This is a genomic window from Nocardia sp. CA-120079, from assembly GCF_050955745.1.
Taxonomy (GTDB): Bacteria; Actinomycetota; Actinomycetes; order Mycobacteriales; family Mycobacteriaceae; genus Nocardia.
This window is the reverse complement of sequence record NZ_CP192088.1, coordinates 42044-64712: the sequence shown is the minus strand read 5'-3', so window position 1 is coordinate 64712 and position 22669 is coordinate 42044. Positions and strand designations below refer to the sequence as shown.

The following is a 22669-nucleotide window of genomic DNA, read 5'->3' as shown; positions in this document are numbered from 1 at the left end:
TCGTGGTCGTTACCGGTCGGCTCGCCCTGACGGCGGCGGTGCTCGCACTGTTCGTCTGCTTCGTCATGCCGTCGTGGCTCGGTGTCGTACTGATGACGAGTGTGCTTGCCGCCCTTGTCCTTTTCGATCTCGGCACGGTGGCGCGAGCGCGCGACCTCACGCTGACCAGGGAATCGTTGACCGTGATCCGGCTCGGGCGCAGCGTCGAGGTGGAACTCGGCGTGGTGAACAACGGGACCAGGACCGTGCGCGGGCGGCTGTGGGACGACTGGCCCGGCAGCGCTCGCGCCGAAACCCGCACGCACCGACTGGATCTGCCGCCCAACACCCGCATGCGCGTGCAAACCGCATTGACACCGACCTACCGCGGCGATCGGGTCGCCGGTCCGGTGACGGTGCGATTGTTCGGCCTGCTCGGTATGGCCGGATGGCAGAGTCGCCACACCGTGCCCGCGCGGGTCCGGGCGCTGCCGGAATTCCACAGCGAACGGCTGCTGAGCTCGAAAGTCAAACGGCTGCAACATCTCGAGGGCCGCAATGTCGCGAATATGCGCGGTCAGGGCACCGAATTCGATTCCTTCCGCGAGTATGTCGCCGGTGACGATGTGCGGGCCATCGATTGGCGGGCCACAGCTCGCGCCACCGATGTGCTGGTGCGCACTTGGCGTCCGGAACGTAACCGGCACATGCTGATGGTGCTCGACACCGGCCGCATCAGCGCGGGCCGCGTCGGCACCGGCACCCGGCTGGACGCGAGTATCGAGGCCGCGCTTCTGCTCGGCGGATTGGCCGCGGCCGCAGGCGATTCGGTGGATCTGCTCGCCTACGACCGGCAGGTACGCACCGAGGTCCGCGGTGTGGGCGGCCGCCGCCTGCAACTGAAACTCATGCACGCCATGGCGGGCGTCACCCCCGCACTGGTCGACACCGACAGCGCGGGCCTGGTGCGCGCCGCCATCCAACGGGCCCGCCGCCGCAGCCTGGTCGTCTGGTTCACCAGTCTGGACGGGGCGGCTGTCGAGGAGAACCTGCTACCGGTCCTGCCGACCCTCGCCCAACGCCACCGCGTCCTGATCGTCTCGGTCACCGATCCCGACGTCGCCGCGGCCGCCGCCAAACGCGACACCCTCGCCGACCTCTATCCCGCGGCCGCCGCCGAATCCCTGATCGCCGAACGCGCCCTGGTCCAGGAATCCCTGCGCCGCATGGGCATCGATGTGGTCGCGGCCTCCCCGGAGCGCCTCCCCGAAGCCCTTGCCGACGAATACCTGGAGCTGAAGCAGTCCGGCACAATGTGACTCCACGATCGCTCGGGCGTGGACCCGAAGTCGCCTCGGCATCGATGTCGATCCGGGAACACTGCGCTATCCGGATTGCGAGCTCCCGCTCCGGGGCGAACCAGTCGTTGGCGAGCGAACGATCGCCCGCGAACCCTGCCCCACAGACGGGCAATCAGAACCAGCCCGACTACGAGCCCGGGTGCAGCGCCGACCATAGAAGCCATGAACACGCTCCTCAACCGCCAGCGAGTCAACCGTCCCCCAGCGCGGCGGTCGTGCAGCCCAGCTCGGGTCACCGCCGAATGACCGTGTTGCAGATGGAGACTCAGCTCGCGCGGGCGATCGGCATCGGGCGCGGACCTGCCATCACCATCGGCGTGATGATCGGCGCGAGCGTGCGGCGTTGGCGTTCGGCGATCACCGCGCCGAGGATCTGTACGGGCGGATACCCGGCGGGTACCGGAATTTGCAGCCGGTCACACACGGCGAGGAGCAGGGTGTGACCGAGGTTCGCCTGGGCGGCGGGGCTCAGGGTGTTGATGCGGGACAGGTACTGGCGCACCGCGAGTGCGAGGTCCTCGGTGATGCCGGACAGGTCCAACTGTCCGGACCAGGCGACGAGCCAGGGCGGTGCGACGGCCAGCAGCGGGAAGGGCACACTGCGCTGGCTGTGCACGACAACGGTGCCGGCGAGCACATCACCGACCCGGCGCGCATTCGGCGAGCACATCGAGGTGATCACCCCGACCGCGCCGAATGCGCCCAACATCCAGAAGTCGACGATCACACCCGCCAGCCCGCGGGTCAGGGCGTGGCGGAAATCGATCGGTCCGCCGTCGCCGCGCACCACCCGCAGGCCGAGCATGAGCTTGCCAACAGTCCGTCCGCGCATGAGGGTTTCGCAGAGCACCGGATAGCCGACCAGCGTCGCGACGATCGTGGTGATCGCCGCCGCGCTGTACCACGCGGAGTCGGCGCCGAAGTAGAGCAGCGCCGCGCTCAGGCCGAGCATCAGCATGCTGCCCAGCATGAATTGCACCAGCACGTCCAAGAGGAACGCGGTGGCCCTGGTCGGGATCCGGGCGATCGGCAGCTCGAGTGCGACCGCTTCGCCGGTGGTGAATTCAGCCATGTCGATAGCATTCTTCCGACCGGCGGTATGGGAGGCAACCAATGGACATAGATGCGTACAGCTACGCACAGCGGGGGGCATGGGATCGGCTGGCCTATCTGGCCGGTCGGCGCAGGCTCAGCGGCGCGGAGGCCGACGAACTGGTCGCGCTGTACCGGCGCACCTCACAGCAGCTGGCGCGGCTGCAATCGCACAGTCCGGATCCGGAACTCATCGCCGGACTCAGCGCACTGCTGACCAAGGCGCGCGGCCGGGTGCTGGGCACCAAGGGCGACGCGTGGAGCCAGGTGGGCCGGTTCTTCACCCACCGATTCCCCGCGACGCTGTATCGGGCGTGGCCGTGGTGGGTCGCGGTGGCGGCGGTCTTCATCATCGTCTCCACCGGTCTGGCCGTCTGGATCGCCGGTTCCGGTTCGGCGCGCGATCTGTTCGGCATCTCCGATCACAACGACTGGCTCACCGCACCAGGCGGCGAATTCGAGACCTACTACTCCGAACATCCGCACGACGCGTTCGCCGCGCAGGTGTGGACCAATAACGCATGGGTGACGGCGATGGTGCTGTTCACCGGGGTGCTGATCCTGCCCGCGGTGTACCTGCTGTTCGGGAACGCGCTCAATACGGCGGTGACCGGCGGGTTGATGGCCGATGCCGGTCGGCTCGATTCGTTCTTCGGATTCATCCTGCCGCACGGCACGCTCGAGCTGACCGCGATCTTCGTGGCCGGCGGGGTCGGTCTGAAGCTCGGCTGGACGCTGATCGATCCGGGACGTTCGAGTCGGCTGGAGGCGGTCGCGCGCCAGGGCCGGGCCACCGCGACGGTCGCGCTCGGTCTGGTCGCGGTGCTGCTGGTCTGCGGACTGCTGGAGGGTTTTGTCACACCGAGTTCGCTGCCTGTGCCGGTGAAGGTCGGCGTCGGATTCATCGCGGAGGCACTGTTTCTCGGCTACGTCTTCGTGGTGGGTCGCCGGGCCGCAGTCGAGCAGGACGCACGAGCCGCCGCGACACTGGGATTCGGTGGCGCTGAAGAGGATTCCGCGAAGCGCTGGCAGACAACGCCGAGCACACGGTGAGTGAAATGGGTCCGGGCAATCGGTAGCAACGCTATGTAACGACTGAGATTCGAAGTCCCCCAATTGAGTTCCGCTGGCCGCAGCGAGTCCAGCTCAGCTGCGGCCAGCGTTACCGTCAACTCTACACAATCGTTATCCCGACGCAACCCTCCCCGCCGAGGTCAGGCGTATAAAGCAGCGCCCCAGCAAACCCAGGTGGGCGCATCGTTTTTCGGTAGTCCAGCAAACTTTCGGCGGCCATTCGGCGGCCGAAACCAGACCCCGGAACCGACCTTCGGCGCGCGATCCCAGATCACGATCCAGAAACCACAGGTTGTCGACAAACATTCTTCGATCGATTAGCTGCATTGTGAACATAGAGTCCTCAATGGTTACTAAATGCCGCTCGGACCTGCACATTTATCGCTCGATAATTGGTGTTGCTGACAGTTGGATAGAACAAAAGAGACTTCAGGTTGGTTTACTGCGTTATAAACGTGATCTACACCTAGCCGTAACCCTTCGGGGTGGACTTACATCCGGTCAAGATCATGATTAACCAGGTGCGCAAATGCGGTCGCCGGAGCACCGAATCGGACCGCGGTCAGCACCACGGCCGCAACCATAACCGGCTCTGTGATCTCGGCCACCTTCCTGGCTCGACCCGGCCGGATCGGGCGAAAACGACAGTGCGACAGCCGAACGCGGCCCCGCACTGTGGCATGCGGGGCCGCGTGACCTACGTCTCAGGCTTCGGCCAAACCGAGCCGCCCGTACGCCAAACGCAACGGCTTCGGCGCGTACCAAGCCGCCCTACCGAGCAGTCGCATCGCGACCGGCACCAGCACGCCGCGCACCAGCGTCGCGTCGATCAGGATCGCCAACCCCGCGCCGAGTCCGAAGAACTGGATGAACCGGACGTCACTGCTGGTGAAGGCCAGGAAGCTGATCGAAATCAGCGCCGCCGCGGTGGTCACCAAGCGGCCGGTGCGGGCCAGTCCCTCGATAACCGCTTCCTTCGTGGACGCACCGCGATCGTGCAGTTCCTTGATCCGGCTGATCACGAAGACCTCGTAGTCCATCGACAGTCCGAAGGTGATGCAGAACAGCAGCAGCAACATCGAAACATCCAGCGGCGCAGGGGTGAACCCGATCAGTCCGGACAGGTGCCCCTGCTGGAAGACGAACACCATCAGCCCGAGCGTGGCGGCCAGACTCAGCACATTCGACACCAGTGCGCGCAACGGCTGCACGATGCTGCCGGTGAACAGGAACAGCAGCACGAAGGTCGTCACGACGATCCACCCGATGGCGATCGGCAGCTTCGCGCCGATCGATGCGAGGCCGTCGCGCAGTTCGGCCACCTGCCCGCCGACCAGCGCATTGACACCGGCCGGACCTGGCACGTCACGCACGCGATCGACCAGATCGCGGGCAGCGGAGGAATTGCGGTCCAGATCGGTGAGTACGGTCAGGCGCTGCGCGTCCGGGCGGGCGAACCGGGCATCGGCGGGTGTGCTCGCCGTCAGCTCGCCGTGGACGAACGTGCCCGCACTCGACTCGACCTGGGTGACGTGGTCAACCCTGGACAGGGTGCGCGCGTAATCCGCGAGCGGCGCTGCGGCAACGCCGGTTTCGGTGATCACCGACAGCGCGTTCACATCGCCGCCGCCGAAATCGTCGCGCATCGCGTCACCGACCTGACGCACCTCGGTACTGGTCGGCAGCACTCGATCGTCGGGTGTACCGAACTGGACGTGCAACAGCGGCGCGGCGGCGAGCAGCAGCACCGCTACCACCGGCACACCCGCGAGCAACGGCCGACGCATCGCGAATCCGGCCACGCCGGCCCAGAACGGCGTTGCGTCACCGCGAATCCCACGGACACCGGGCACCCGCCACGCATCGGTCCGCGCGCCGAGCACCGTGAGCAGCGCGGGCAAAACGACCACCGCGGCAACGGCGGAGATGGCGACCACGCCGATCCCGCCGTAGGCGAAGGACCGCAGGAAGTACTGCGGGAAGATCACCAGCGCGGACAGCGCCGCCACGACGGTGGCCGCACTGAAGGCGATGGTGCGTCCGGCCGTCGATACCGCAGCGATCACCGCATCGTCGGGTTCGGCACCGGCCGCGCGGCGTTCACGGAAGCGACTGACCATCAGCAGGCCGTAATCCACCGCGAGCCCGAGTCCGAGTCCGGTGGTCAGATTCACCGCGTAGATCGACACATCGGTGACGGACCCGAGGATCGAGAGTTCGGTGAAGGTGCCGAGGATGGCGATCCCGCCGACCACCTGGGTGAGCAGCGCGGCGACCACATTGCCGAAGGCCAGCACCAGCAGCGCCAGAATCAGCGGCACCGCAACGGCTTCGGCGAGGCCGAGATCCTTGCCGATCTGCTTGGTGATCGAGTGGAAGATCGCGGTGCCGCCACCGACCTGGATCCGTGCGACCGGACCGTCGGCGCGATAGGTCTCGACGATCGAGGCGGCGGACTTCTCCTTATCGGTGGCGTCCTTATCGACATTGCCCGCCAGGACGACGGCCGCGGTTCCGTCTGCTGAGCGCATGGCCGGTGATCCGGTATCCCAATACGAGACGACATTGGTCAGGCGCTGATCGGCCGCGAGCCGCCGAGCCAGATCGCGGCCGATGGTGGCGACCGCAGCGCCGTCGACCGTCCCCTGTTTCGCCTCGATCATGAAGACGTAGTCGGTATCGGCGCCGAATTTATCGGCCAATTGGGTCTGCGCGGTACTGGATTGGGCGTTGGGGTCCTGCTGGCCGCCGGGCTGCATCTTGCTGAAGGCCGTCGCGCCGACCACACCGCCCGCAATAAGGGCGAGCACGCCGACGACCAGGATCCAGCGGGCGCGTTGGACAACGAATCTGCCGAGTATTTCGAACATATCGGGTCTCCGATCGGGCATGTTGTCATGCGTAAACTTTATGGGTGTTAACTTGCCACGCGATGTGTGTGGGTGTCAACATCGATGCGATGACAGATTCGGAAACAGCACCGAAGCGCGCCACCCGCGACGGCCCGTATCACCACGGCGACCTGCGCAATGCCCTGGTGCGCGCCGCCGCCGAACTCGCCGAAACCGGCGGGCCGGAGGCGGTGACGGTGCGCGCGGCCGCCCGGCATGTCGGCGTCACGCCGACCGCGGCCTATCGGCACTTCACCAATCACGAGGAGTTACTGAACGCGGCACAGGAACAGGCTCAGCACACCCTGTTCGGCGCAATGGCCGAGACGATGGCGAGCTTGGCGCCGCCTGCGGATGCGATCACCCGATTGGGCGCGGTGGGCCGGGGCTACATCACCTTCGCGCTGCGCGAACCCGGCCTGTTCCGCACCGCGTTCTGCGGCGACCAAATGCCTTCGCCCGCCTTCGATCTGCTGGCCGGACTGCTGGACGAACTCGTCGACGTCGGCTTCCTCGACCCGGCGGACCGACCGGACGCCGAATACGCCGCCTGGTCAACGGTCCACGGTATGGCCTCGCTGATCATCGACGGCGTACTCGACGACCTCGACGATGCGGCCAGGGACAGCGCGATTCACCGGGCCCTCGCGGTGGTCGAACGGGGTTTGGCCACCGGCCCGAATGCCCCCGACTTCAGCTGACGCGCAGAATTCCGGTGATCGTGCCCTGCAGAATCTTGCGGTCGTGCGTGATCAGCGGTGAGGTCTGCAGCGGATCGTCGACTATGGTTCCGGCCAGCGGCCGATGCGAAATCACCACGCCGGTATCGGGATTCACGACGGTGAACGCGTAGCCGTCGAGCGGGGTGGTGAGGTCCAGTCCGACGCGCGTCACGGTGTAGATGGCGCCGTCCGCGGTGGACAGATGCGGAACGGCAGCGCTGCGAACCGTGTTCTCCCATACCGTATGACAGCCGGTGTCCTCGACGTCGACCCTGGTCATCCCGCCGAGGAACGGTGCGGATGCCGGAACGGCGGGGCCCGCGCCCTCGGGGACCGTGGGGTACGGGTAGCCGTAGGTGCTGGCGACGAACAGCGACCGGCCGATGCCGATCGGCGAGTTCTCGCTGCCCGCACCACCACGGGTGAGCACCGGTTGCGAGCACACCAATTGTCCGGTGCCGGAACGGAAAACCAGTGCGTTCACCTGCCCGTCGGCATTGTCGACGATGGTCAGATATTCCGCGCCGGAGGTGGGCCCGAAGTAGGTCGGGGTGGAGCCGGTACCCCAGCTCAGCTGGCCGGGCTTGCGCGCCGATCCGCGGTCGTAGGCCGCGCGCCACAGCACCTCCGGTCGCCCGGTTGCATCGGCGCGCAACTCGTACAGCGCGTGCGTGGTGGCCACCGCGACCCGACCGCTCGGTGCCGACGAAATGCTGTTGGCCACCGCTTCACCCGCGGGCAGCGCGACGGTGGCCGCAGCACCCGCGGGCGGCACCAGGCCGACGAGACTCTTGCCGGTGGCGAACCAGACATTGCCGGACCAGTCCGGCACCAGCCCGGTCACGTTGTCGCCCACCGGAATTACGGAACTGAGATCGGTGGACGAATCGATCGACAGCCGCCATTTGCCCGCCGCGTCACGCGAGTGGCCGACGCGGAGCAGAGTGCGGTTACCGTCCACGATGACCAGTCGGTCGGCATTGTCGAGATGGGCATAGACACCGCCGAGCAGACTTCCCTTCGCGATCTCCAGCGAAGCCAGCGGGGTGCCCACCGGACCGACAAAGGACGCATCGAGCAGATGGATGGTCGGAGTCTGGCCGATCACGGGTGTGCACAGCGCGATGACCAGATTGTCCGACCCTTGCAGCAGGGTCGGACATGCCGAAGCCAGTGGATACCCGGCCACCGAAATCGCTCCGGTGCCAGGCCCGGCCAGCGGCGTCGCATCCGACGATCCGGCATCGCCGTGCATGGTCGCGGTGCCGATCGGCCCGAGGTACGGATTCGGCGGCGCCAGCGGCCCCCACGATCCCGCCGCCTCGGCAGTGCCGATCGGCGCGAGCGCCAGGACGGCGGCGGCAAGGAGTACCAGCGGTGATCGCATCGGGTTCAGCTTTCGGTTATCGGACAGTGGCTAGCATGACGGCATGAGTATCCGGACCCGCGTGCTGTCCACGATCGCCGGTCAACTCGGCAATCCGCACGGAACGCTCGGCAAGGGCTTCGCCTTCATGCTCAATCGCGGTAATAAGCGCGCCATCGTCGGCGCGGTCGATGCGGCCGGGATCGCGGCAGGCGCGACGGTCGCGGATATCGGATTCGGCGGTGGCGCAGGGCTTTCGATACTGCTCGAGCGGGTGGGCACGAACGGGACGGTGCACGGTTTCGAGATCTCGCCGGACATGTTGACCAGGGCGAAGTCGAAATTCACCGACGAAATCGGTACGGGCCGAATGCAACTCGAGCCGGGCTCGATGACCGATCTGCCGCTGGCCGATGACGCACTCGATGCCGCCATCACCGTCAACACCGTCTACTTCGTGCCGGATCTGGCCGCCGCGGTTGCCGAACTCGTGCGCGTTGTGCGTCCCGGTGGCAGCCTCGTCGTCGGTATCGGCGATCCGGACACGATGGCGAAAATGCCGTTCACCGCATACGGTTTCACGCTGCGGCCGGTGGCCGAGGTGATCGCCGTGCTGGAAGGCGCGGGCTGCGTCGTCGACCACAAGCAACTGGCCGATCCGCCGATTCCGCATCACCTGCTCGTCGCCCGACCCTCCTGACTACATCAGGGCGCCGCCGTCGATGCGGATCTCGCAGCCGGTCATGTAGCGGCCGTCATCGGAGGCGACCATGGCGACCGCACCGGCGATATCCTCCGGAGTGCCCAGCGCACCGCCGTTGAGCCAGCCGGTCAGGCGTGAGAACAGCTTCGGATCGAAGCCCTCCGGCTGATCGAGAATGGATTTGGTGGTGATCCCGCTGGTAATGCCCGCGGGCACGATATTCACCGCGCGCAACCCCTGCTTGGCGTACTCCAGCGCGATCGCGTGTGTGAAGGCGTTCACCCCGCCCTTCGATGCCGCGTACGACGCCAGATAGGGCGACGCGCTGAAGGCCGCGGTCGAGGAGAGATTCACCACGACGCCGTGGCCGGACTCCAACAGCGCGGGTAACGCACTCTGGGTCATCAGGAAGGTCCCGGTGAGGTTGACCCCGATCACCTGGTTCCACACCTCGAGCGGCATCTGGTCGGTGCGCGCGGGCCGCAGAATGCCCGCCGCGTTCACCAGCACATCCAGGCCGCCCAGGAATTCGACCGCCTCCCCCGTCGCGGTGCGCACCGATTCGATATCGGCGATATTCACCTCTACGGTGCGCAGCCGCTCGGCCGCATCACCCGCCTTCGCCGCGGTGCTCTCCAGACCGGCCGCATCGATATCGGCGGCGACCAGCGTCGCCCCCTCATCGAGCAGCCGCAGGGCGATCCCCTGCCCGATACCCGATCCTGCTCCGGTGACCAATACGCGGCGGCCGTCAAATCTACGCATGCCAAAAATTAGAACAGGTTCTCATTAGGAGTCAACAGGTTCTGATGGAACCGAGGTCAGAAGGCGGCGTTCTCGCGGACCGCCTCGAGGTATTCGGCGATGGCGTCGCGGTTGCGGGACAGGCAGCGGATGCGGTCGGACATGCGGTCACGCTCGCGTTCCAGGGTGGCCAGCATTTCCGGGGTCGCGTCCGGGAAGTAGATGGTGCGCGGCTTGTCCAGGCAGGGCAGGATCTGCTTGATGATCCGGGTCGGTAGGCCCGCGTCGAGCAGGCCGCGGATCTGCAGGACCCGATCGACGAAGCGGTCGTCGTAACTGCGATAGCCATTGGCGCACCGGTCGGCGACGATGAGGCCCTGTTCCTCGTAGTAGCGCAGCAGCCGCCGCGAGGTGCCGGTACGCTCCGAAAGTTCTCCGATCCGCATTGGATTCCACCTCTGGTTTGACCTTCACATGTATGTGATGGTTCGAGCATAGGCCGCATGGACAACGCACTCTTCGAGTACAGCCCGATCGTCGACCGCGCACCGGTTCGGTGGCCCGACGATGCCCGCGTCGCGTTCTATGTCGGGCTGAATATCGAGCACTACCAGGTGGACCGACCCTCGACCAGCATCTTCCCCGGCACCGCCGCCCTCACCCCCGATCCGCTGAACTACGGCTGGCGCGACTACGGTCCCCGGGTCGGCATCTGGCGGGTGATGCAGGCACTGGACAAGTACGGTATCCGCGCCAGCGCCCTGCTCAACTCCGATGTCGCACACCATAATCCGCAGATCATCGCCGCCGGGCGGGAGCGGAACTGGACCTGGTTGGCGCACGGCAAGAACAACTCGATCTTCCAGGCCGATATGTCGATCGACGACGAGCGCGCCTACCTCACCGATATCGTCGAAACCATCGAGCGCGCGACCGGACGCCGCCCGCGCGGCTGGATGGGGCCCGCACTCACCGAGACCTTCCACACCCCGGAACTGCTCGCCGAACTCGGCCTCGACTATGTCCTGGACTGGACCAATGACGATCAGCCGTATCGACTCGATGTGCCCGGGATGCTGAGCGTTCCGTACTCGGTCGAACTCAACGACATCGCCCTGTTTCTCGGAACCGGTTTGCGCGGTGCGGATTTCGTGCAGATCGTCAAGGACCAGTTGGACCGGCTCCATGCGGAGTCCGGCCGTGTCATGGCTCTTGCGCTGCACCCCTTCGTCATCGGCCAGGCCTTCCGTATCAAATATCTGGAGCAGGCCTTGGATTATGTGGCGAACCATCCGGGTGTCTGGCTCGCGACCAGCGACGAGATCGCCGACGCCGCAGCTGTGTGAAAGCTATTGCGGGCAGCGCCATCGAGGACCATCATTCAGCTATGAGTAAGGTAACCCTAACTACCGAGCTGCCGATCGGCGCCGAGGTGGCCTGCGCACTGGCACGAACGCCGGAATTGTTCGCCTACGTTGTGGCACCGATCCTTTCGGTGCCACAATTCCACCTCCCGGACCACGTCGAGCCGGGCGCCGAGGGTTCCGCCCGCCTCTGGTGGTTCGGCATCATCCCCTCCTGGCGCCACCACCTGCGTCTGGTGCGGCTCGATGCCCGCGAGATCTACACCAATGAATGGGGCGGCCCCGTCCGCACCTGGAACCACCGCCTCACCTTCGAGCCGATCACCGAATCCAGCTGCCGCTACACCGACGAAATCGAAATCGATTCCGGCCTGCGCGGCGCCCCGACCCGCATCTTCGTCCACCTGATGTTCCGCCACCGCCACCGCCGCTGGCACCAACTCGCCGGCGTCCTGGCCAACAGCGCCGTCGAGCTCAGAGCGTCGGCGCGCAATCACTGACTACGACTGTTCTGTGGAGTCGAGGTTCGGTGCTCGGTAGGCGAATGACGGGCGTGTTGACATCGACACCGTGCACGCGGCGACGCTCACCGGCGCATTGGTCGGAGCCGTCGACGCCGTACTGAATTCGGTTGCCGCACATGATGCTGCGCCCGAATCGGTCTCCGCAGTCGTCGATGAAGCGGCCAGAATCGCGCTGCGCGGTCACCTGCCCGACGATCGCGCCTGCTGAAGGCTGGTGTGGACGAGGGCGACGATCAGTAATGCCGCGCCGACCAGGCCGGTTGGGGTCAGCCGTTCACCAAGGATTGCGGCGGCCAAGATCGTGCTGGTCAGCGGTTCGAGAAGGGCGAGCACCGCGGCCGTGCCCGCACCGACTTCGGAAAGACCACGCAGGTACAGCGTGTATGCCACGGCAGTGGATATCAGCCCGAACACGATTACCAGGACAACGCTGTGCGCCGTCGGGTGGAAGGTGAGCCCGGATACGGCCGCGAGCGGCGTCAGCAGCACGGCACCGCCGGTGACGGCGAAACCTGTTGTGGTGATCACGTCGAGGCCGGGCACCGGACGGGCGCTGATCAGGGTGAGGGTCGCGAAGGCGCACGCGGACACCGATGCCATTGCGGCACCGGCGAATACCCCGCCGGATGCCGCGTCACCGGCGGGCGCACCGACCAACAGGATCACCCCGAACACCGCGATCCCGATCGTCGCCGCGCGCCGACGATCCAGGATCCGCCTGCTGGTCAGATGTTCCAGCAGCGAGACGACAACCGGTGACATTCCGAGGGTGATCAGCGTCGCCAGACTCACCGACGAGGCCGCGACCGCACCGAAGTAGCTCGCCTGAATGATCGCGACAAGGACCGCGACCATCCCGATCCTGCGCCAGGCCGAGATGTTCCGCGGCAACGGCCGCCGCGTCACGGTCAGCAGAGCGATCAGCAACAGCCCGCCGACGGCGAGCCGACAGGCCGCGACGGATACCGGCGAAAGACCGGTCGCACGAAGCAGCAGGATGCCGAGTAGACCGCCGGTCCCCGCCGACAGTCCGGCGCCGACAAGGCAGACCAACCCGAATCGGTTGACCGTGGATATAGCAGTGGACATTCGCGCTCCTGCGACAGAAATTGATCGGGGGTCGCGGAAGCGAGGTGCAGAACCGAATTCACCTGCCAGAGCGGACGCGCGGTCCTACACCTCGCTCAGGAGCCCGGCGGCGGGACAATCAGGGACAATCGGTGCACCCGACAGACACTAAAGACCGCCTGAACAAGCTGTCATTCGATTTTCTGCCGAACGAATCCCGGCAATCCCACGGCATTTGGCCACGCGGGATCGACTGTTGCTGCGGATAACGGCGCGGCGGTTCCCCGAGCACTGTCGTCACCCCGGACATCGCTGGATATCGCATCAGGTCGCGGGGAGTATGAGGAGGTATGACGGTCACCACGGATATCCGACCTCGCCCCCTGCCACGCCCACGCGGCACCCTGTCCGAGGCGGTGGTAGGGCTGTTGCGCGGAATACCTGGCAAACCGGTGCCGAAGGCTCGATCGCTCGAACCGTACAGCGAGGATCTGCAGCTTGCCCTGCACACCTGCTATGAGCTGCACTATCACGGATTCGCGGCGGTGGACCCGGAATGGGAATGGGATCCCGGATTACTGACCCTGCGAGCCGCCATGGAGACCGCATTCCTGGACGCTATACGCGCGGAGGTATCCGGAGGCGATGATCTCGAATCGGAGCTCGACGAACTCCTGGTGACACCGATCGAATCCAGCGGTCCGTCCCGGTTCCTCCGCGACGAGGGCAAATGGTGGCATATGCGCGAGTATTTCGTGCACAGATCGATCTATCACCATAAAGAGGCCGACCCCTACGCCTGGGTGATCCCGCGCCTGCGCGGACGGGCCAAAGCTGCTCTCGTCGCGGTGGAATTCGACGAATTCGGCGGCGGTCGCGGTGAACGCATCCACGCGCGACTTTTCGCCGAGCTGATGGCAGGCGCCGGCCTCGACGCCGAATATCTGCATTACCTCGATGCCGTCCCGGAACCCATGCTTTCGCTGGTGAACATGATGTCGCTGTTCGGCTTGCACCGGTCGCTGCGCGGTGCGCTGGTCGGACATTTCGCGACTGTCGAAATCAGCTCATCACCGGCGTCATCACGCCTGGTCGACGCCCTGCGACGACTCGAAGCCGACCCGGCCTGCGTGCGGTTCTACCAGGAACACGTGGAAGCCGATGCGGTACACGAACAATTGATGCGCACAGATGTAATCGGTGATCTGATCGCGCATGAGCCTGCGCTGACGGAGTCCATGGTCCTCGGCATTCAGGCCACAAATATGTTGGAGGACCGCTTCGCCGACCACATTTTCGACGCCTGGCGTGCCGGACGCAGCTCCTTGCTGCCCGGTGCGGATGTTTAGAGCGGTCCGAACGGATAATCCAGAGAATATGATGTTGGTCCGCGCTCCCGGCGTCTATCGAGCCCAGCACGACACACGGCTGCTCATGCACGCACTGTCGCAGGCGCGCATCCCGCACGGTGGTCGCGTACTCGATATCGGCACCGGCACCGGAGCGCTCGCGGTCGCCGCAGCCCGCCATGGTGCCCGCACCATCACCGCGGTCGACATTTCCCGCCGCGCGGTCGCCACCGCCTGGTTGAACTGCCGACTGCGCGGCCTGACCGTCCGAGCGCTACACGGCGACTTCGAGGCGATACTCGGAACCGATCGCTTCGATCTCGTTCTCGCCAACCCGCCCTACGTCCCCGCCCCTGGAAGCGCTCCCGATCGCGGCCAAGCCAGGGCCTGGAACGCGGGAGAAAAGGGACGAACCATTCTGGACCGGTTGTGCGCGATGATGCCGCGCCTGCTCGAACCCGGCGGCGTCGCACTGACCGTGCATTCGTGTCTGTGCCATCCCGATGCGACCGTTGCCCAACTCCGGGACGGCGGACTCGACGTCGCGATCGTGGCGCGCTCGTCGGTGCCGTTCGGTCCCATCATGCGCGAGCTGACCCCGTGGTTGACCTCGACCGGGCTGATCGAGCCCGGCCAGAACCGAGAAGATCTGGTGGTGATCCGTGCCGACAAACCCCGACCGTGAACCCCGGCGGATCCAGCTCACTACCGACGGCCCGGCACTCATTGAAGGGCCGGTCGAACTCGTCACCCCGGACGGACAGTCCATTCACTCCGACCGAGTCGTCGTCGCGCTGTGTCTGTGCCGCCGTTCGTCGAACTACCCATTGTGCGATACCAGCCATCGCAAGCACCGACGGCGCGAGACCTGATGCGGACTCAGTGTCGGTACCCGGAGGCCTGGATGGTTTCGTCGGCCACCCGGACGCCGTAGTGGTAGGCGAGCTTGCCGCCGAGATACCCCGAGACGCCCAGCACCGCGAGGGCGATGATCGACAACACCAGCTGGCCCATTGGCACGGCGCCATCCGGTCCGTCACCGGACTGCCGCCACCAGAAGTCGATGGCGAAGGCGGCCGTCACGAGCAGATTCAGACTCATGTGGACGAGGCCGGTGCGAAACGCCGAGGTGCCGGTCGGGATCGCGAGCAGATCCAGCAGGCCGACCACGGCCGCGACCAGCGCGCCGAGCACACCGACCGCGATGAGCCAGGCCGAGCCACGGGCGAGGGACTGCGGGTCGCCCGCAATATGCGAAGCGATATCGAATACCACGCTCGCCACCCATGCCCCGATCGGCACCGTCACGAGGATCGGATGGAACGGATGTCCGTACGGACCGGCCAGCATCGCGCTGACCGGGCGCTTGGCCTGTTGCATGTCACTGGTCACGACAACCTCCTAGCGCCGGTCGGCCGAGTGGGACGCCTCGGCCACACCGATCGCATACCCACTCGGTTTCGACCAACACGTCGACACAGAGGTACGGATCAGACGCCCCGACTACACCCGACCCCATTCACCGAACCGCTGACGCACACGGGAAAACCCCGCAGACGACAAAAGCCGCAGACCGAGAAAATCTCTGATCTGCGGCTTTCCGCATATCTGTGGGCGAAGGGGGACTTGAACCCCCACGTCCCGAAGGACACTGGCACCTGAAGCCAGCGCGTCTGCCATTCCGCCACTCGCCCGAGCGACTGGGAGACAGTATCACGCGGGTCTGCGAGACACGAAATCGCCTGTTGACGGCACTCGAGTGCGGTCCGGACAGGCGCGGGAACCCAGGCTGGCTTCCGGGAGTTACAGGTGTGGACGATCGTGGATATCATGCAATGAACGTGGTCGATACGCGACACGCCATATCTGCGTGTCGTTGTTATGAATAAACAGACGCGCACCGAAGGGAGGCCGAGATGGGCATCGTTTCTCGATTCGAGCGCCGCCTGCAAGGCGCCGTCGGTGACGTGTTCGCCAGAGCCTTCGGGGGCAGTGTCGTTCCCCAGGAGGTGGAAGCGGCACTCAAGCAGGAAGCCGCCGCCAATATCCAGGATCTGGGTGGCGGACATCTGTTGGCGCCCAACAGTTATGTGATCACCATCAACACCTCTGATCACCAACAACTCGACGCCGACCACGACCTCACCACCCGCGCGTTCGCCAAACACCTTCAGGACTACATCCGCGAGCAAGGCTGGCAGACCTACGGCGAAGTACACGTGGCATTCGAGGCATCACCTACGCTGCACACCGGACAGTTCAGGGCGAGCGGTCGGGTCGATCCCGACATCGGCCGCAGAGCCACCCCGGCTCGCAGCCCCGAACCCACGCCACAACGACCTGCACACCCGCAACCAGGAGCTGGCCCCATGACGCAGAACTCAGGCTACGACCCAAGCCGTGAGCCCGCGGAGTCCGATCCACGCAACCGCGGGTACGCACCGCCGCCTGCGGGGCGGCCCGGGCCGCCGAACGGTGCGTACCGCGACGACTACGGCCGGGGCGCCGCGCCCTACGGCAGTGGCTCCGACTACCAGGCGCCGGACTCGCAGCAGGGTTACGGCGACTATCAGAACGGCTACGACTACCAGCAGGGTGGCCAGGGCTACGGCCAGCAGGCCTACCAGGAGCCCGGTTACGGGCAGCAGGGCTACGGCGAGCGCGGCGGCTACGGCCAGCAGCAGGGTGGCTACGCCGAACAGGACTACGGCCAACAGGGCTACCAGGAGCCCGGTTACGGGCAGCAGGGCTACGGCGAACAGGGCTATGGCCAGCAGGGCTACGGACAGTCCGGTTATGGCGAGCAGGGCTACGCCGACCAGGGCGGTTACGGTCAGCAGCCAGGCTACGGCCAGCAGGGCTACGCGCAGTCCGGCTACGGCGAACAGGGCTACGCGGAACCCGGTTACGGCGAGCAGGGCTACGCCGCGCCCGAAGAGCAGGGCGGCTATGGCCAGGCCTACTCGCAACAGCCCGGCTACGGCGCCCAGGGCGGCGGCTACCAGGCCCCCGCACCCGCGTATGGCGGTGGCGCACAAGCCGGTTCGGGCTACTCCGCGACGCTGCAGCTCGACGACGGCAGTGGCCGCACCTACCAGCTCCGCGAGGGCAGCAACATCATCGGCCGCGGTCAGGATGCGCACTTCCGGCTGCCGGATACCGGAGTCTCTCGCAGGCACATCGAAGTTCGCTGGGACGGGCAGACCGCGATGCTCTCGGATCTGGGTTCGACCAACGGCACGCTGGTCAACGGCTCCCCGGTTCAGGACTGGCAGCTGGCCGATGGCGACGTCATCCGCGCCGGGCACTCCGAGATCCTGATCCGTATCGTCTGATCCCGTAAGCTCGCGGTGCAGGTCACGACATGGCGTACAGGGATTCTGCGGCCGTATCGTGATCGAACTCGACCCACGGCCCTATGATGCTGCCAACACACGCGCGTCGCCAGGACCGGGGCTCGCGAAACCAGCAGGCCGGTGGGGGCGAACTCGCACCTACGGCACCGACGTACACGGTCGAACAGGAGGTGGAGCGCCGTGCAGGGACTGATCCTGCAATTGACCCGTGCGGGGTTCCTGCTGCTGTTGTGGTTATTCGTGTGGGCGGTATTGCGCACCCTGCGCAGCGACATCTACGCGGCATCCGGCATCCGGATCCAGCCCAGGGCCGCACGCGGTTCCGCGGTGCTGCCGTCTTTCAGCCGAGGCCAGAAGGGCGCCAAATTTCTTGTGGTGACTCAAGGTTCACTCGCCGGCACTCGCATCTCGCTCGGCACCCAACCGGTGCTGATCGGACGTGCGGACGACTCAACGCTGGTACTCACCGATGATTACGCCTCGACCAGACATGCGCGGCTCTCACCGCGCGGTGACGACTGGTACGTCGAAGACCTCGGCTCGACGAACGGCACCTACCTCGACCGCGCGAAAGTCACCACCGCAGTCCGAGTTCCACTCGGAACCCCCGTCCGTGTCGGCAAAACAGTGATCGAGCTGCGATCGTGACACTTGTTCTCCGCTACGCAGCGCGCAGCGACCGCGGTCTTGTCCGAGGCAACAACGAGGACTCCGTCTATGCGGGCGCACGGCTGCTCGCACTAGCCGACGGTATGGGCGGCCACGCCGCAGGCGAGGTGGCATCGCAGTTGATGATCGCCGCGCTCGCCCACCTCGACGACGACGAGCCCGGCGACGATCTGCTCGGCAAGCTCAATGCCGCCGTCCACGAGGGCAATGGCGCCATTGCCGATCACGTCGAGGAAGAGCCCGAACTCGACGGCATGGGCACCACGCTCACCGCAATCCTGTTCGCGGGCAAGAAACTCGGCCTGGTCCACATCGGCGACTCGCGCGCCTATCTGCTGCGCGGCGGCGAGCTGGCCCAGATCACCCGCGACGACACCTTCGTCCAGTCGCTGGTCGACGAGGGCCGGATCACGCCCGAGCAGGCGCATACCCATCCGCAGCGCTCGCTGATCATGCGCGCCCTCACCGGCAACGAGATCGAGCCGACGCTGATCATGCGCGAGGCCCGGGCCGGCGATCGCTATCTGCTGTGCTCCGACGGACTCTCCGATGTGGTCAGCGATGAGACCATCGCCAACACCATGCGCGAGGGCAGCACCGACGAATGCGCCGATCGTCTCATCGAACTCGCCTTGCGCAGCGGCGGCCCGGACAACGTCACCGTGGTCGTCGCCGATGTCATCGATCTGGACTACGGGCAGAGCCACCCGATCGTGGCGGGCGCGGCCTCGGGTCAGGACGAGGACTCCCCGCCGCCGAATACCGCCGCCGGTCGGGCCGCCGCGATGCGTCCGCCGCGGGCCGAACCACGCCGGGCCGCCGCCACACCGGAGACGCCGCCGCAGAGCAAATCGCACAAGTTGCGCTGGATCCTGCTCGCGGTCGCCCTGGTACTGGCCGCGGCGGTCGGATTGCTGGTCGGCTACAACATGATTCGCAGCAACTACTACGTCGGCGCGGATAACGACAAGGTCGTCATCATGCGCGGGCTGCCGGGTTCGGTGCTGGGTTATTCGATCCACGAGGTCGAGACGATCGGCTGTGTCGACCCGACCGGCGCCCTCACCCTGAAGCAGCCGGGCGAGACGCTGCCGCCGAAGTGCAAGGCGCTCAAGGTTTCCGATCTCAAGCAGACCGGACACGACCAGGTGGACAAGGGGCTGCCGCCGGGTTCGCTGGACGAGGCGCGCAAGCAGATGCAGATGCTGGCGCGCAACGAGCTGCTGCCCGTCTGCTCGACCAAGGAGTCGGTACCGCAGCCCGGCGTCGTGCCGCCGAGCGAGCCTCCCACGCAGCCCGGGGTCCCCGCGCCGACGACGGTCGCCCCGACCACCGAGAACCGGCCGCCCGCGCCCGAACCGCAGCCGAGTGAGACCAAGAGCCCCGATGCCAAGACCCCGACGGCGACGGCGTCGCCGAACCCCCAGACGGCGGGGGAGCCTTGCCGGGTGACGGACTGATGTCCGCTCCGGCACCGCCGTCCGCTGGGGCCTTTCCCAGTCCGCCCGGCGGATTCGCGCCAGCGCCGCCACCGTCGACGAAGCGCAATGCCGAACTCGTATTGCTCGCCGGTGCGACGGGCATTGTCACCGTTTCGCTGTTTCTGGTCGAGGCGAGTCAGGAACAATCGGTCACCTGGGATATCGCCAAGTACGGTCTCGCCTATCTGGCCCTGTTCTCGGTCGCGCATCTCGCGGTGCGCCGCTTCGCACCGTTCGCCGATCCACTGCTCTTACCGATCGCCGCGCTGCTCAACGGACTCGGCCTGGTGCTGATCCATCGGCTCGATCTCGCCGACGCGCAGACCGCCGCTTACAACTCGTGGCCGATCCCCTCCCCCGACGCCAATCAACAGATCCTGTGGACGGGTCTGGGGATGATCATCTTCATCGCGATTCTGGTCGTGCTGAGCGATTACCGCACGCTGGCCAAATACAGCTACACCCTGGGCTTGACAGGCCTTGTCGCGCTGGCGATTCCGGCACTGCTGCCCGGGGCGTACTCGGAGACCAACGGCTCCAAGATCTGGATCAGGCTGCCCGGATTGAGTGTGCAGCCGGGTGAGTTCGCGAAGATCCTGCTGATCATCTTCTTCGCCTCGGTGCTGGTCGCCAAGCGCGATCTGTTCACCGCGGCCGGTCGGCATTTCCTCGGCATGGAGTTCCCGCGCGCCCGCGACCTCGGACCGATTCTGGTGGTCTGGATCGTCTGTATCGGCGTTCTGGTCTTCGAAAAGGACCTCGGCACTTCCTTGTTGATCTTCAGCACGGTGCTGGTGATGCTTTACATCGCGACCGAGCGGGTCGGCTGGCTCGTCATCGGCGGTGTGCTGCTGACCATCGGATTCTTTTTCGCCTATCAGGCCTTCAGCCATGTCCGGGTGCGCACTCAGACCTGGCTGCACCCGTTCGCGGATTACAACAACACCGGCTACCAGATCTCACAGTCGCTGTTCGGTCTGGCCACCGGCGGATTGGCGGGGACCGGCCTCGGCAGCGGACGGCCCTCGCAGGTGCCCTTCGCCAAGACCGACTTCATCATCACCACCATCGGCGAGGAACTCGGCCTGTTCGGTCTGGCCGCGGTGCTGCTGCTGTTCCTGGTATTCGTGGTGCGCGGCCTGCGGACCGCGCTCGCCGTGCGCGACAGCTTCGGCAAGCTGCTGGCCGCCGGGTTGTCGTTCACCATCGCGATCCAACTGTTCGTGGTGGTCGGTGGTGTCACCAAACTGATTCCGCTGACCGGTCTCACCACCCCGTTCATGTCCTACGGCGGTTCGTCGCTGCTGGCCAACTACGCGCTGCTGGCATTGCTGATCAAGGTCTCCGACGCGGCACGTGCCCCGGCGCCGGTGCGCAAGAAGGATCCGGTGGCCCCGATCGCGGATGCGACCACCGAGCTTCTGCGCAAACCGGAAGCGAGGCCGCAGGAATGAACACGCCGCTACGACGAGTCGCGGTCGCGGTGATGCTCATGATCGTCGCCCTGCTGCTCAACGCCACCTATGTGCAGGTGATCAAGGCCGACGACTACCGCACCGATCCACGCAACTCACGCGTGCTGCTCGACGAATACGCCCGCCAGCGCGGACAGATCTCCGCGGGCGGCACCGTGCTGGCCAGTTCGGTCGCCACCGACGACCGCTACAAGTACCTGCGCACCTACCCCACCGATCCGGAGGCATACGCACCGGCCACCGGCTTCTACTCGATGCAGTACGGCAGCACGGGGCTGGAGCGCGCCGAGGATACGGTGCTCAACGGTTCGGACAATTCGCTGTTCGGACGCCGCCTGATCGATATGATCTCCGGTCGTGATCCGCGCGGCGGCAATGTGCTCACCACGCTGGATCCGATGATGCAGCAGGTTGCCTACGAACAGCTGACCGCCAAGGGCTACACGGGTTCCGTGGTGGCGATCGAGCCGAGTACCGGCAAGATTCTCACCATGGTGTCCACCCCCAGCTACGACCCGAACCTGTTGTCCGGGCACGATGGCGCCCAGGGCACCAAGTCTTGGGAAGAGCTGAGTGCGGACCAGCGCCAACCCATGTTGAATCGTGCTGTGTCGCAGACCTATCCGCCGGGCTCCACCTTCAAGGTGGTCGTCACCGCCGCCGCGTTGGCCAACGGCACCGCAACCCCGGACGACCAGTTCACCGCCGCGCCGAACATCACATTGCCGGGGACGAACACGACGCTGGAGAACTACAACGGCACCACCTGCGGCAGCGGCCCCACCGCAACGCTCACCGAGGCGTTCCGCAGATCCTGCAATACCGCCTTCGCCGAACTCGGCGTCAAGGTCGGCTCCGCCAACCTCAAGGACGAGGCCGCCGCATTCGGCATCGGCGCGCACCGCGGTATCCCGATTCCGGTGGCGGAGAGCACCGTCGGCACGATTCCGGACAATGCCGCACTGGCCCAGAGCAGCATCGGCCAGCGCGATGTCGCGCTCACGCCACTGGACAACGCGGTCATCGCCGCGACCGTCGCCAACGGCGGCGTCCGCATGGAGCCGTACCTGGTCGACCAACTGCAGGGACCCGATCTGAGCGAACTCTCGAAAAATAAACCGGTCTCGGTCGGCCAAGCTGTCAGCGCCCAGGTAGCGTCGACGCTGACCAACCTGATGATCGCGTCGGAGGACAACACCGTCGGACACGGCCAGACCCGGTATCAAATCGCCTCTAAGACCGGAACCGCCGAACACGGAAGCAATCCGCGCAATACGCCACCACACGCCTGGTACATCGCCTTCGCGCCCGCGCAGAACCCCAAGATCGCCATCGCGGTGATTGTGGAGAACGGCGGCGACCGGGCGTTGGCCGCCACTGGTGGCTCGGTGGCCGCGCCGATTGCCCGCGCGGTGCTGGACGCCGGTTTGCGAGGGCGCTGAGGGATTATG

At 66.0% G+C, this 22669-nt stretch carries 22 protein-coding genes and 1 tRNA gene; 15 read left to right on the top strand and 8 right to left on the bottom strand.

The window, feature by feature from the left end:
* The first annotated feature begins 2 nt into the window (after positions 1–2).
* Complete coding sequence (locus ACQPYR_RS00320) at positions 3–1298, top strand: DUF58 domain-containing protein (RefSeq protein WP_433626171.1); 1296 nt, start codon at positions 3–5, stop codon at positions 1296–1298.
* 307 nt (positions 1299–1605) lie between these two features.
* Here the strand turns inward: ACQPYR_RS00320 and ACQPYR_RS00315 are convergent, their stop codons facing one another.
* A complete protein-coding gene (locus ACQPYR_RS00315) occupies positions 1606–2412 on the bottom strand; it encodes an RDD family protein (RefSeq protein ID WP_433626168.1) in 807 nt (268 codons plus the stop codon).
* Positions 2413–2453: 41 nt separating this feature from the next.
* On the opposite strand from ACQPYR_RS00315, the gene ACQPYR_RS00310 reads away from it, so the two are divergent.
* On the top strand, positions 2454–3485 hold the full coding sequence (locus ACQPYR_RS00310; RefSeq protein ID WP_433626165.1) for a stage II sporulation protein M: 1032 nt from the start codon (positions 2454–2456) through the stop codon (positions 3483–3485).
* 725 nt (positions 3486–4210) lie between these two features.
* On the opposite strand, the gene ACQPYR_RS00305 is transcribed toward ACQPYR_RS00310, so the two are convergent.
* Positions 4211–6397, bottom strand: a complete 2187-nt coding sequence (locus ACQPYR_RS00305) for an MMPL family transporter (protein ID WP_433626162.1) — start codon at positions 6395–6397, stop codon at positions 4211–4213.
* Positions 6398–6465: 68 nt separating this feature from the next.
* Here ACQPYR_RS00305 and ACQPYR_RS00300 point away from each other — a divergent pair, with 68 nt between their 5' ends.
* Positions 6466–7098: a TetR/AcrR family transcriptional regulator gene (locus ACQPYR_RS00300; RefSeq protein ID WP_433626160.1), complete on the top strand. Its 633-nt coding sequence runs from the start codon at positions 6466–6468 to the stop codon at positions 7096–7098.
* Here the strand turns inward: ACQPYR_RS00300 and ACQPYR_RS00295 are convergent.
* Positions 7091–8506 (bottom strand): hypothetical protein, encoded by a 1416-nt coding sequence (locus ACQPYR_RS00295; protein ID WP_433626158.1) that lies wholly within the window; start codon positions 8504–8506, stop codon positions 7091–7093. The two genes, ACQPYR_RS00300 and ACQPYR_RS00295, sit on opposite strands and share 8 nt — an antisense overlap.
* Before the next feature lie 43 nt (positions 8507–8549).
* Here ACQPYR_RS00295 and ACQPYR_RS00290 point away from each other — a divergent pair, with 43 nt between their 5' ends.
* Positions 8550–9185, top strand: coding sequence for a class I SAM-dependent methyltransferase (locus ACQPYR_RS00290; protein ID WP_433626156.1), 636 nt, complete (start codon positions 8550–8552; stop codon positions 9183–9185).
* Here the strand turns inward: ACQPYR_RS00290 and ACQPYR_RS00285 are convergent, their stop codons facing one another.
* Together ACQPYR_RS00285 and ACQPYR_RS00280 are read right to left on the bottom strand one after the other, a co-directional pair.
* Complete coding sequence (locus tag ACQPYR_RS00285) at positions 9186–9953, bottom strand: SDR family NAD(P)-dependent oxidoreductase (RefSeq protein ID WP_433626154.1); 768 nt, start codon at positions 9951–9953, stop codon at positions 9186–9188.
* Between the two features lie 56 nt (positions 9954–10009).
* Positions 10010–10378, bottom strand: a complete 369-nt coding sequence (locus ACQPYR_RS00280) for a MerR family transcriptional regulator (RefSeq protein WP_433626152.1) — start codon at positions 10376–10378, stop codon at positions 10010–10012.
* A 57-nt stretch (positions 10379–10435) separates the two neighbouring features.
* On the opposite strand from ACQPYR_RS00280, the gene ACQPYR_RS00275 reads away from it, so the two are divergent.
* From ACQPYR_RS00275 to ACQPYR_RS00265, 3 genes are all read left to right on the top strand, one after another.
* Complete coding sequence (locus ACQPYR_RS00275) at positions 10436–11278, top strand: polysaccharide deacetylase family protein (RefSeq protein ID WP_433626150.1); 843 nt, start codon at positions 10436–10438, stop codon at positions 11276–11278.
* A gap of 41 nt (positions 11279–11319) precedes the next feature.
* The gene (locus ACQPYR_RS00270) at positions 11320–11796 is read left to right on the top strand and encodes a hypothetical protein (protein ID WP_433626148.1); all 477 of its coding nucleotides are present in this window, start codon (positions 11320–11322) and stop codon (positions 11794–11796) included.
* A gap of 70 nt (positions 11797–11866) precedes the next feature.
* Positions 11867–12028: a hypothetical protein gene (locus ACQPYR_RS00265; protein WP_433626146.1), complete on the top strand. Its 162-nt coding sequence runs from the start codon at positions 11867–11869 to the stop codon at positions 12026–12028.
* On the opposite strand, the gene ACQPYR_RS00260 is transcribed toward ACQPYR_RS00265, so the two are convergent.
* Positions 12001–12909 carry a DMT family transporter gene (locus ACQPYR_RS00260; protein WP_433626143.1) on the bottom strand — a complete coding sequence of 303 codons (909 nt, stop codon included), beginning with the start codon at positions 12907–12909 and terminating at the stop codon, positions 12001–12003. The genes ACQPYR_RS00265 and ACQPYR_RS00260 overlap by 28 nt on opposite strands.
* A 329-nt stretch (positions 12910–13238) precedes the next feature.
* Here ACQPYR_RS00260 and ACQPYR_RS00255 point away from each other — a divergent pair, with 329 nt between their 5' ends.
* From ACQPYR_RS00255 to ACQPYR_RS00245, 3 genes are read left to right on the top strand one after another with little or no spacing between them, the layout of a single operon-like run.
* Complete coding sequence (locus tag ACQPYR_RS00255; protein WP_433626141.1) at positions 13239–14237, top strand: iron-containing redox enzyme family protein; 999 nt, start codon at positions 13239–13241, stop codon at positions 14235–14237.
* Positions 14238–14265: 28 nt separating this feature from the next.
* Complete coding sequence (locus tag ACQPYR_RS00250; protein WP_433626138.1) at positions 14266–14922, top strand: HemK2/MTQ2 family protein methyltransferase; 657 nt, start codon at positions 14266–14268, stop codon at positions 14920–14922.
* Positions 14900–15109, top strand: coding sequence for a CDGSH iron-sulfur domain-containing protein (locus tag ACQPYR_RS00245; RefSeq protein WP_433626136.1), 210 nt, complete (start codon positions 14900–14902; stop codon positions 15107–15109). Before ACQPYR_RS00250 ends, ACQPYR_RS00245 begins: the two co-directional genes overlap by 23 nt.
* A 7-nt stretch (positions 15110–15116) precedes the next feature.
* Here ACQPYR_RS00245 and ACQPYR_RS00240 read toward each other — a convergent pair whose 3' ends face one another.
* On the bottom strand, positions 15117–15629 hold the full coding sequence (locus ACQPYR_RS00240) for a DUF2231 domain-containing protein (protein WP_433626133.1): 513 nt from the start codon (positions 15627–15629) through the stop codon (positions 15117–15119).
* 219 nt (positions 15630–15848) lie between these two features.
* Positions 15849–15931: transfer RNA gene (locus tag ACQPYR_RS00235), tRNA-Leu, on the bottom strand.
* 222 nt (positions 15932–16153) lie between these two features.
* On the opposite strand from ACQPYR_RS00235, the gene ACQPYR_RS00230 reads away from it, so the two are divergent.
* From ACQPYR_RS00230 to ACQPYR_RS00210, 5 genes are all read left to right on the top strand, one after another.
* Positions 16154–17572, top strand: coding sequence for a DUF3662 and FHA domain-containing protein (locus ACQPYR_RS00230; protein WP_433626131.1), 1419 nt, complete (start codon positions 16154–16156; stop codon positions 17570–17572).
* Between the two features lie 201 nt (positions 17573–17773).
* Positions 17774–18241 carry an FHA domain-containing protein FhaB/FipA gene (locus ACQPYR_RS00225; protein ID WP_014980860.1) on the top strand — a complete coding sequence of 156 codons (468 nt, stop codon included), beginning with the start codon at positions 17774–17776 and terminating at the stop codon, positions 18239–18241.
* Positions 18238–19722: a protein phosphatase 2C domain-containing protein gene (locus ACQPYR_RS00220; RefSeq protein ID WP_433626129.1), complete on the top strand. Its 1485-nt coding sequence runs from the start codon at positions 18238–18240 to the stop codon at positions 19720–19722. Before ACQPYR_RS00225 ends, ACQPYR_RS00220 begins: the two co-directional genes overlap by 4 nt.
* Positions 19722–21197 (top strand): FtsW/RodA/SpoVE family cell cycle protein, encoded by a 1476-nt coding sequence (locus ACQPYR_RS00215; protein ID WP_433626127.1) that lies wholly within the window; start codon positions 19722–19724, stop codon positions 21195–21197. Before ACQPYR_RS00220 ends, ACQPYR_RS00215 begins: the two co-directional genes overlap by 1 nt.
* On the top strand, positions 21194–22660 hold the full coding sequence (locus tag ACQPYR_RS00210; protein WP_433626125.1) for a peptidoglycan D,D-transpeptidase FtsI family protein: 1467 nt from the start codon (positions 21194–21196) through the stop codon (positions 22658–22660). Before ACQPYR_RS00215 ends, ACQPYR_RS00210 begins: the two co-directional genes overlap by 4 nt.
* The last annotated feature ends 9 nt before the right edge of the window (positions 22661–22669 follow it).

Coding starts and splice junctions, on each gene's coding strand:
- ACQPYR_RS00215 (WP_433626127.1), top strand. CDS start 19,722: ATGTCCGCTCCGGCACCGCCGTCCGCTGGGGCCTTTCCCAGTCCGCCC.
- ACQPYR_RS00290 (WP_433626156.1), top strand. CDS start 8,550: ATGAGTATCCGGACCCGCGTGCTGTCCACGATCGCCGGTCAACTCGGC.
- ACQPYR_RS00270 (WP_433626148.1), top strand. CDS start 11,320: ATGAGTAAGGTAACCCTAACTACCGAGCTGCCGATCGGCGCCGAGGTG.
- ACQPYR_RS00230 (WP_433626131.1), top strand. CDS start 16,154: ATGGGCATCGTTTCTCGATTCGAGCGCCGCCTGCAAGGCGCCGTCGGT.
- ACQPYR_RS00300 (WP_433626160.1), top strand. CDS start 6,466: ATGACAGATTCGGAAACAGCACCGAAGCGCGCCACCCGCGACGGCCCG.
- ACQPYR_RS00260 (WP_433626143.1), bottom strand. CDS start 12,909: ATGTCCACTGCTATATCCACGGTCAACCGATTCGGGTTGGTCTGCCTT.
- ACQPYR_RS00315 (WP_433626168.1), bottom strand. CDS start 2,412: ATGGCTGAATTCACCACCGGCGAAGCGGTCGCACTCGAGCTGCCGATC.
- ACQPYR_RS00210 (WP_433626125.1), top strand. CDS start 21,194: ATGAACACGCCGCTACGACGAGTCGCGGTCGCGGTGATGCTCATGATC.
- ACQPYR_RS00280 (WP_433626152.1), bottom strand. CDS start 10,378: ATGCGGATCGGAGAACTTTCGGAGCGTACCGGCACCTCGCGGCGGCTG.
- ACQPYR_RS00295 (WP_433626158.1), bottom strand. CDS start 8,506: ATGCGATCACCGCTGGTACTCCTTGCCGCCGCCGTCCTGGCGCTCGCG.
- ACQPYR_RS00285 (WP_433626154.1), bottom strand. CDS start 9,953: ATGCGTAGATTTGACGGCCGCCGCGTATTGGTCACCGGAGCAGGATCG.
- ACQPYR_RS00305 (WP_433626162.1), bottom strand. CDS start 6,397: ATGCCCGATCGGAGACCCGATATGTTCGAAATACTCGGCAGATTCGTT.
- ACQPYR_RS00255 (WP_433626141.1), top strand. CDS start 13,239: ATGACGGTCACCACGGATATCCGACCTCGCCCCCTGCCACGCCCACGC.
- ACQPYR_RS00250 (WP_433626138.1), top strand. CDS start 14,266: ATGATGTTGGTCCGCGCTCCCGGCGTCTATCGAGCCCAGCACGACACA.
- ACQPYR_RS00310 (WP_433626165.1), top strand. CDS start 2,454: ATGGACATAGATGCGTACAGCTACGCACAGCGGGGGGCATGGGATCGG.
- ACQPYR_RS00275 (WP_433626150.1), top strand. CDS start 10,436: ATGGACAACGCACTCTTCGAGTACAGCCCGATCGTCGACCGCGCACCG.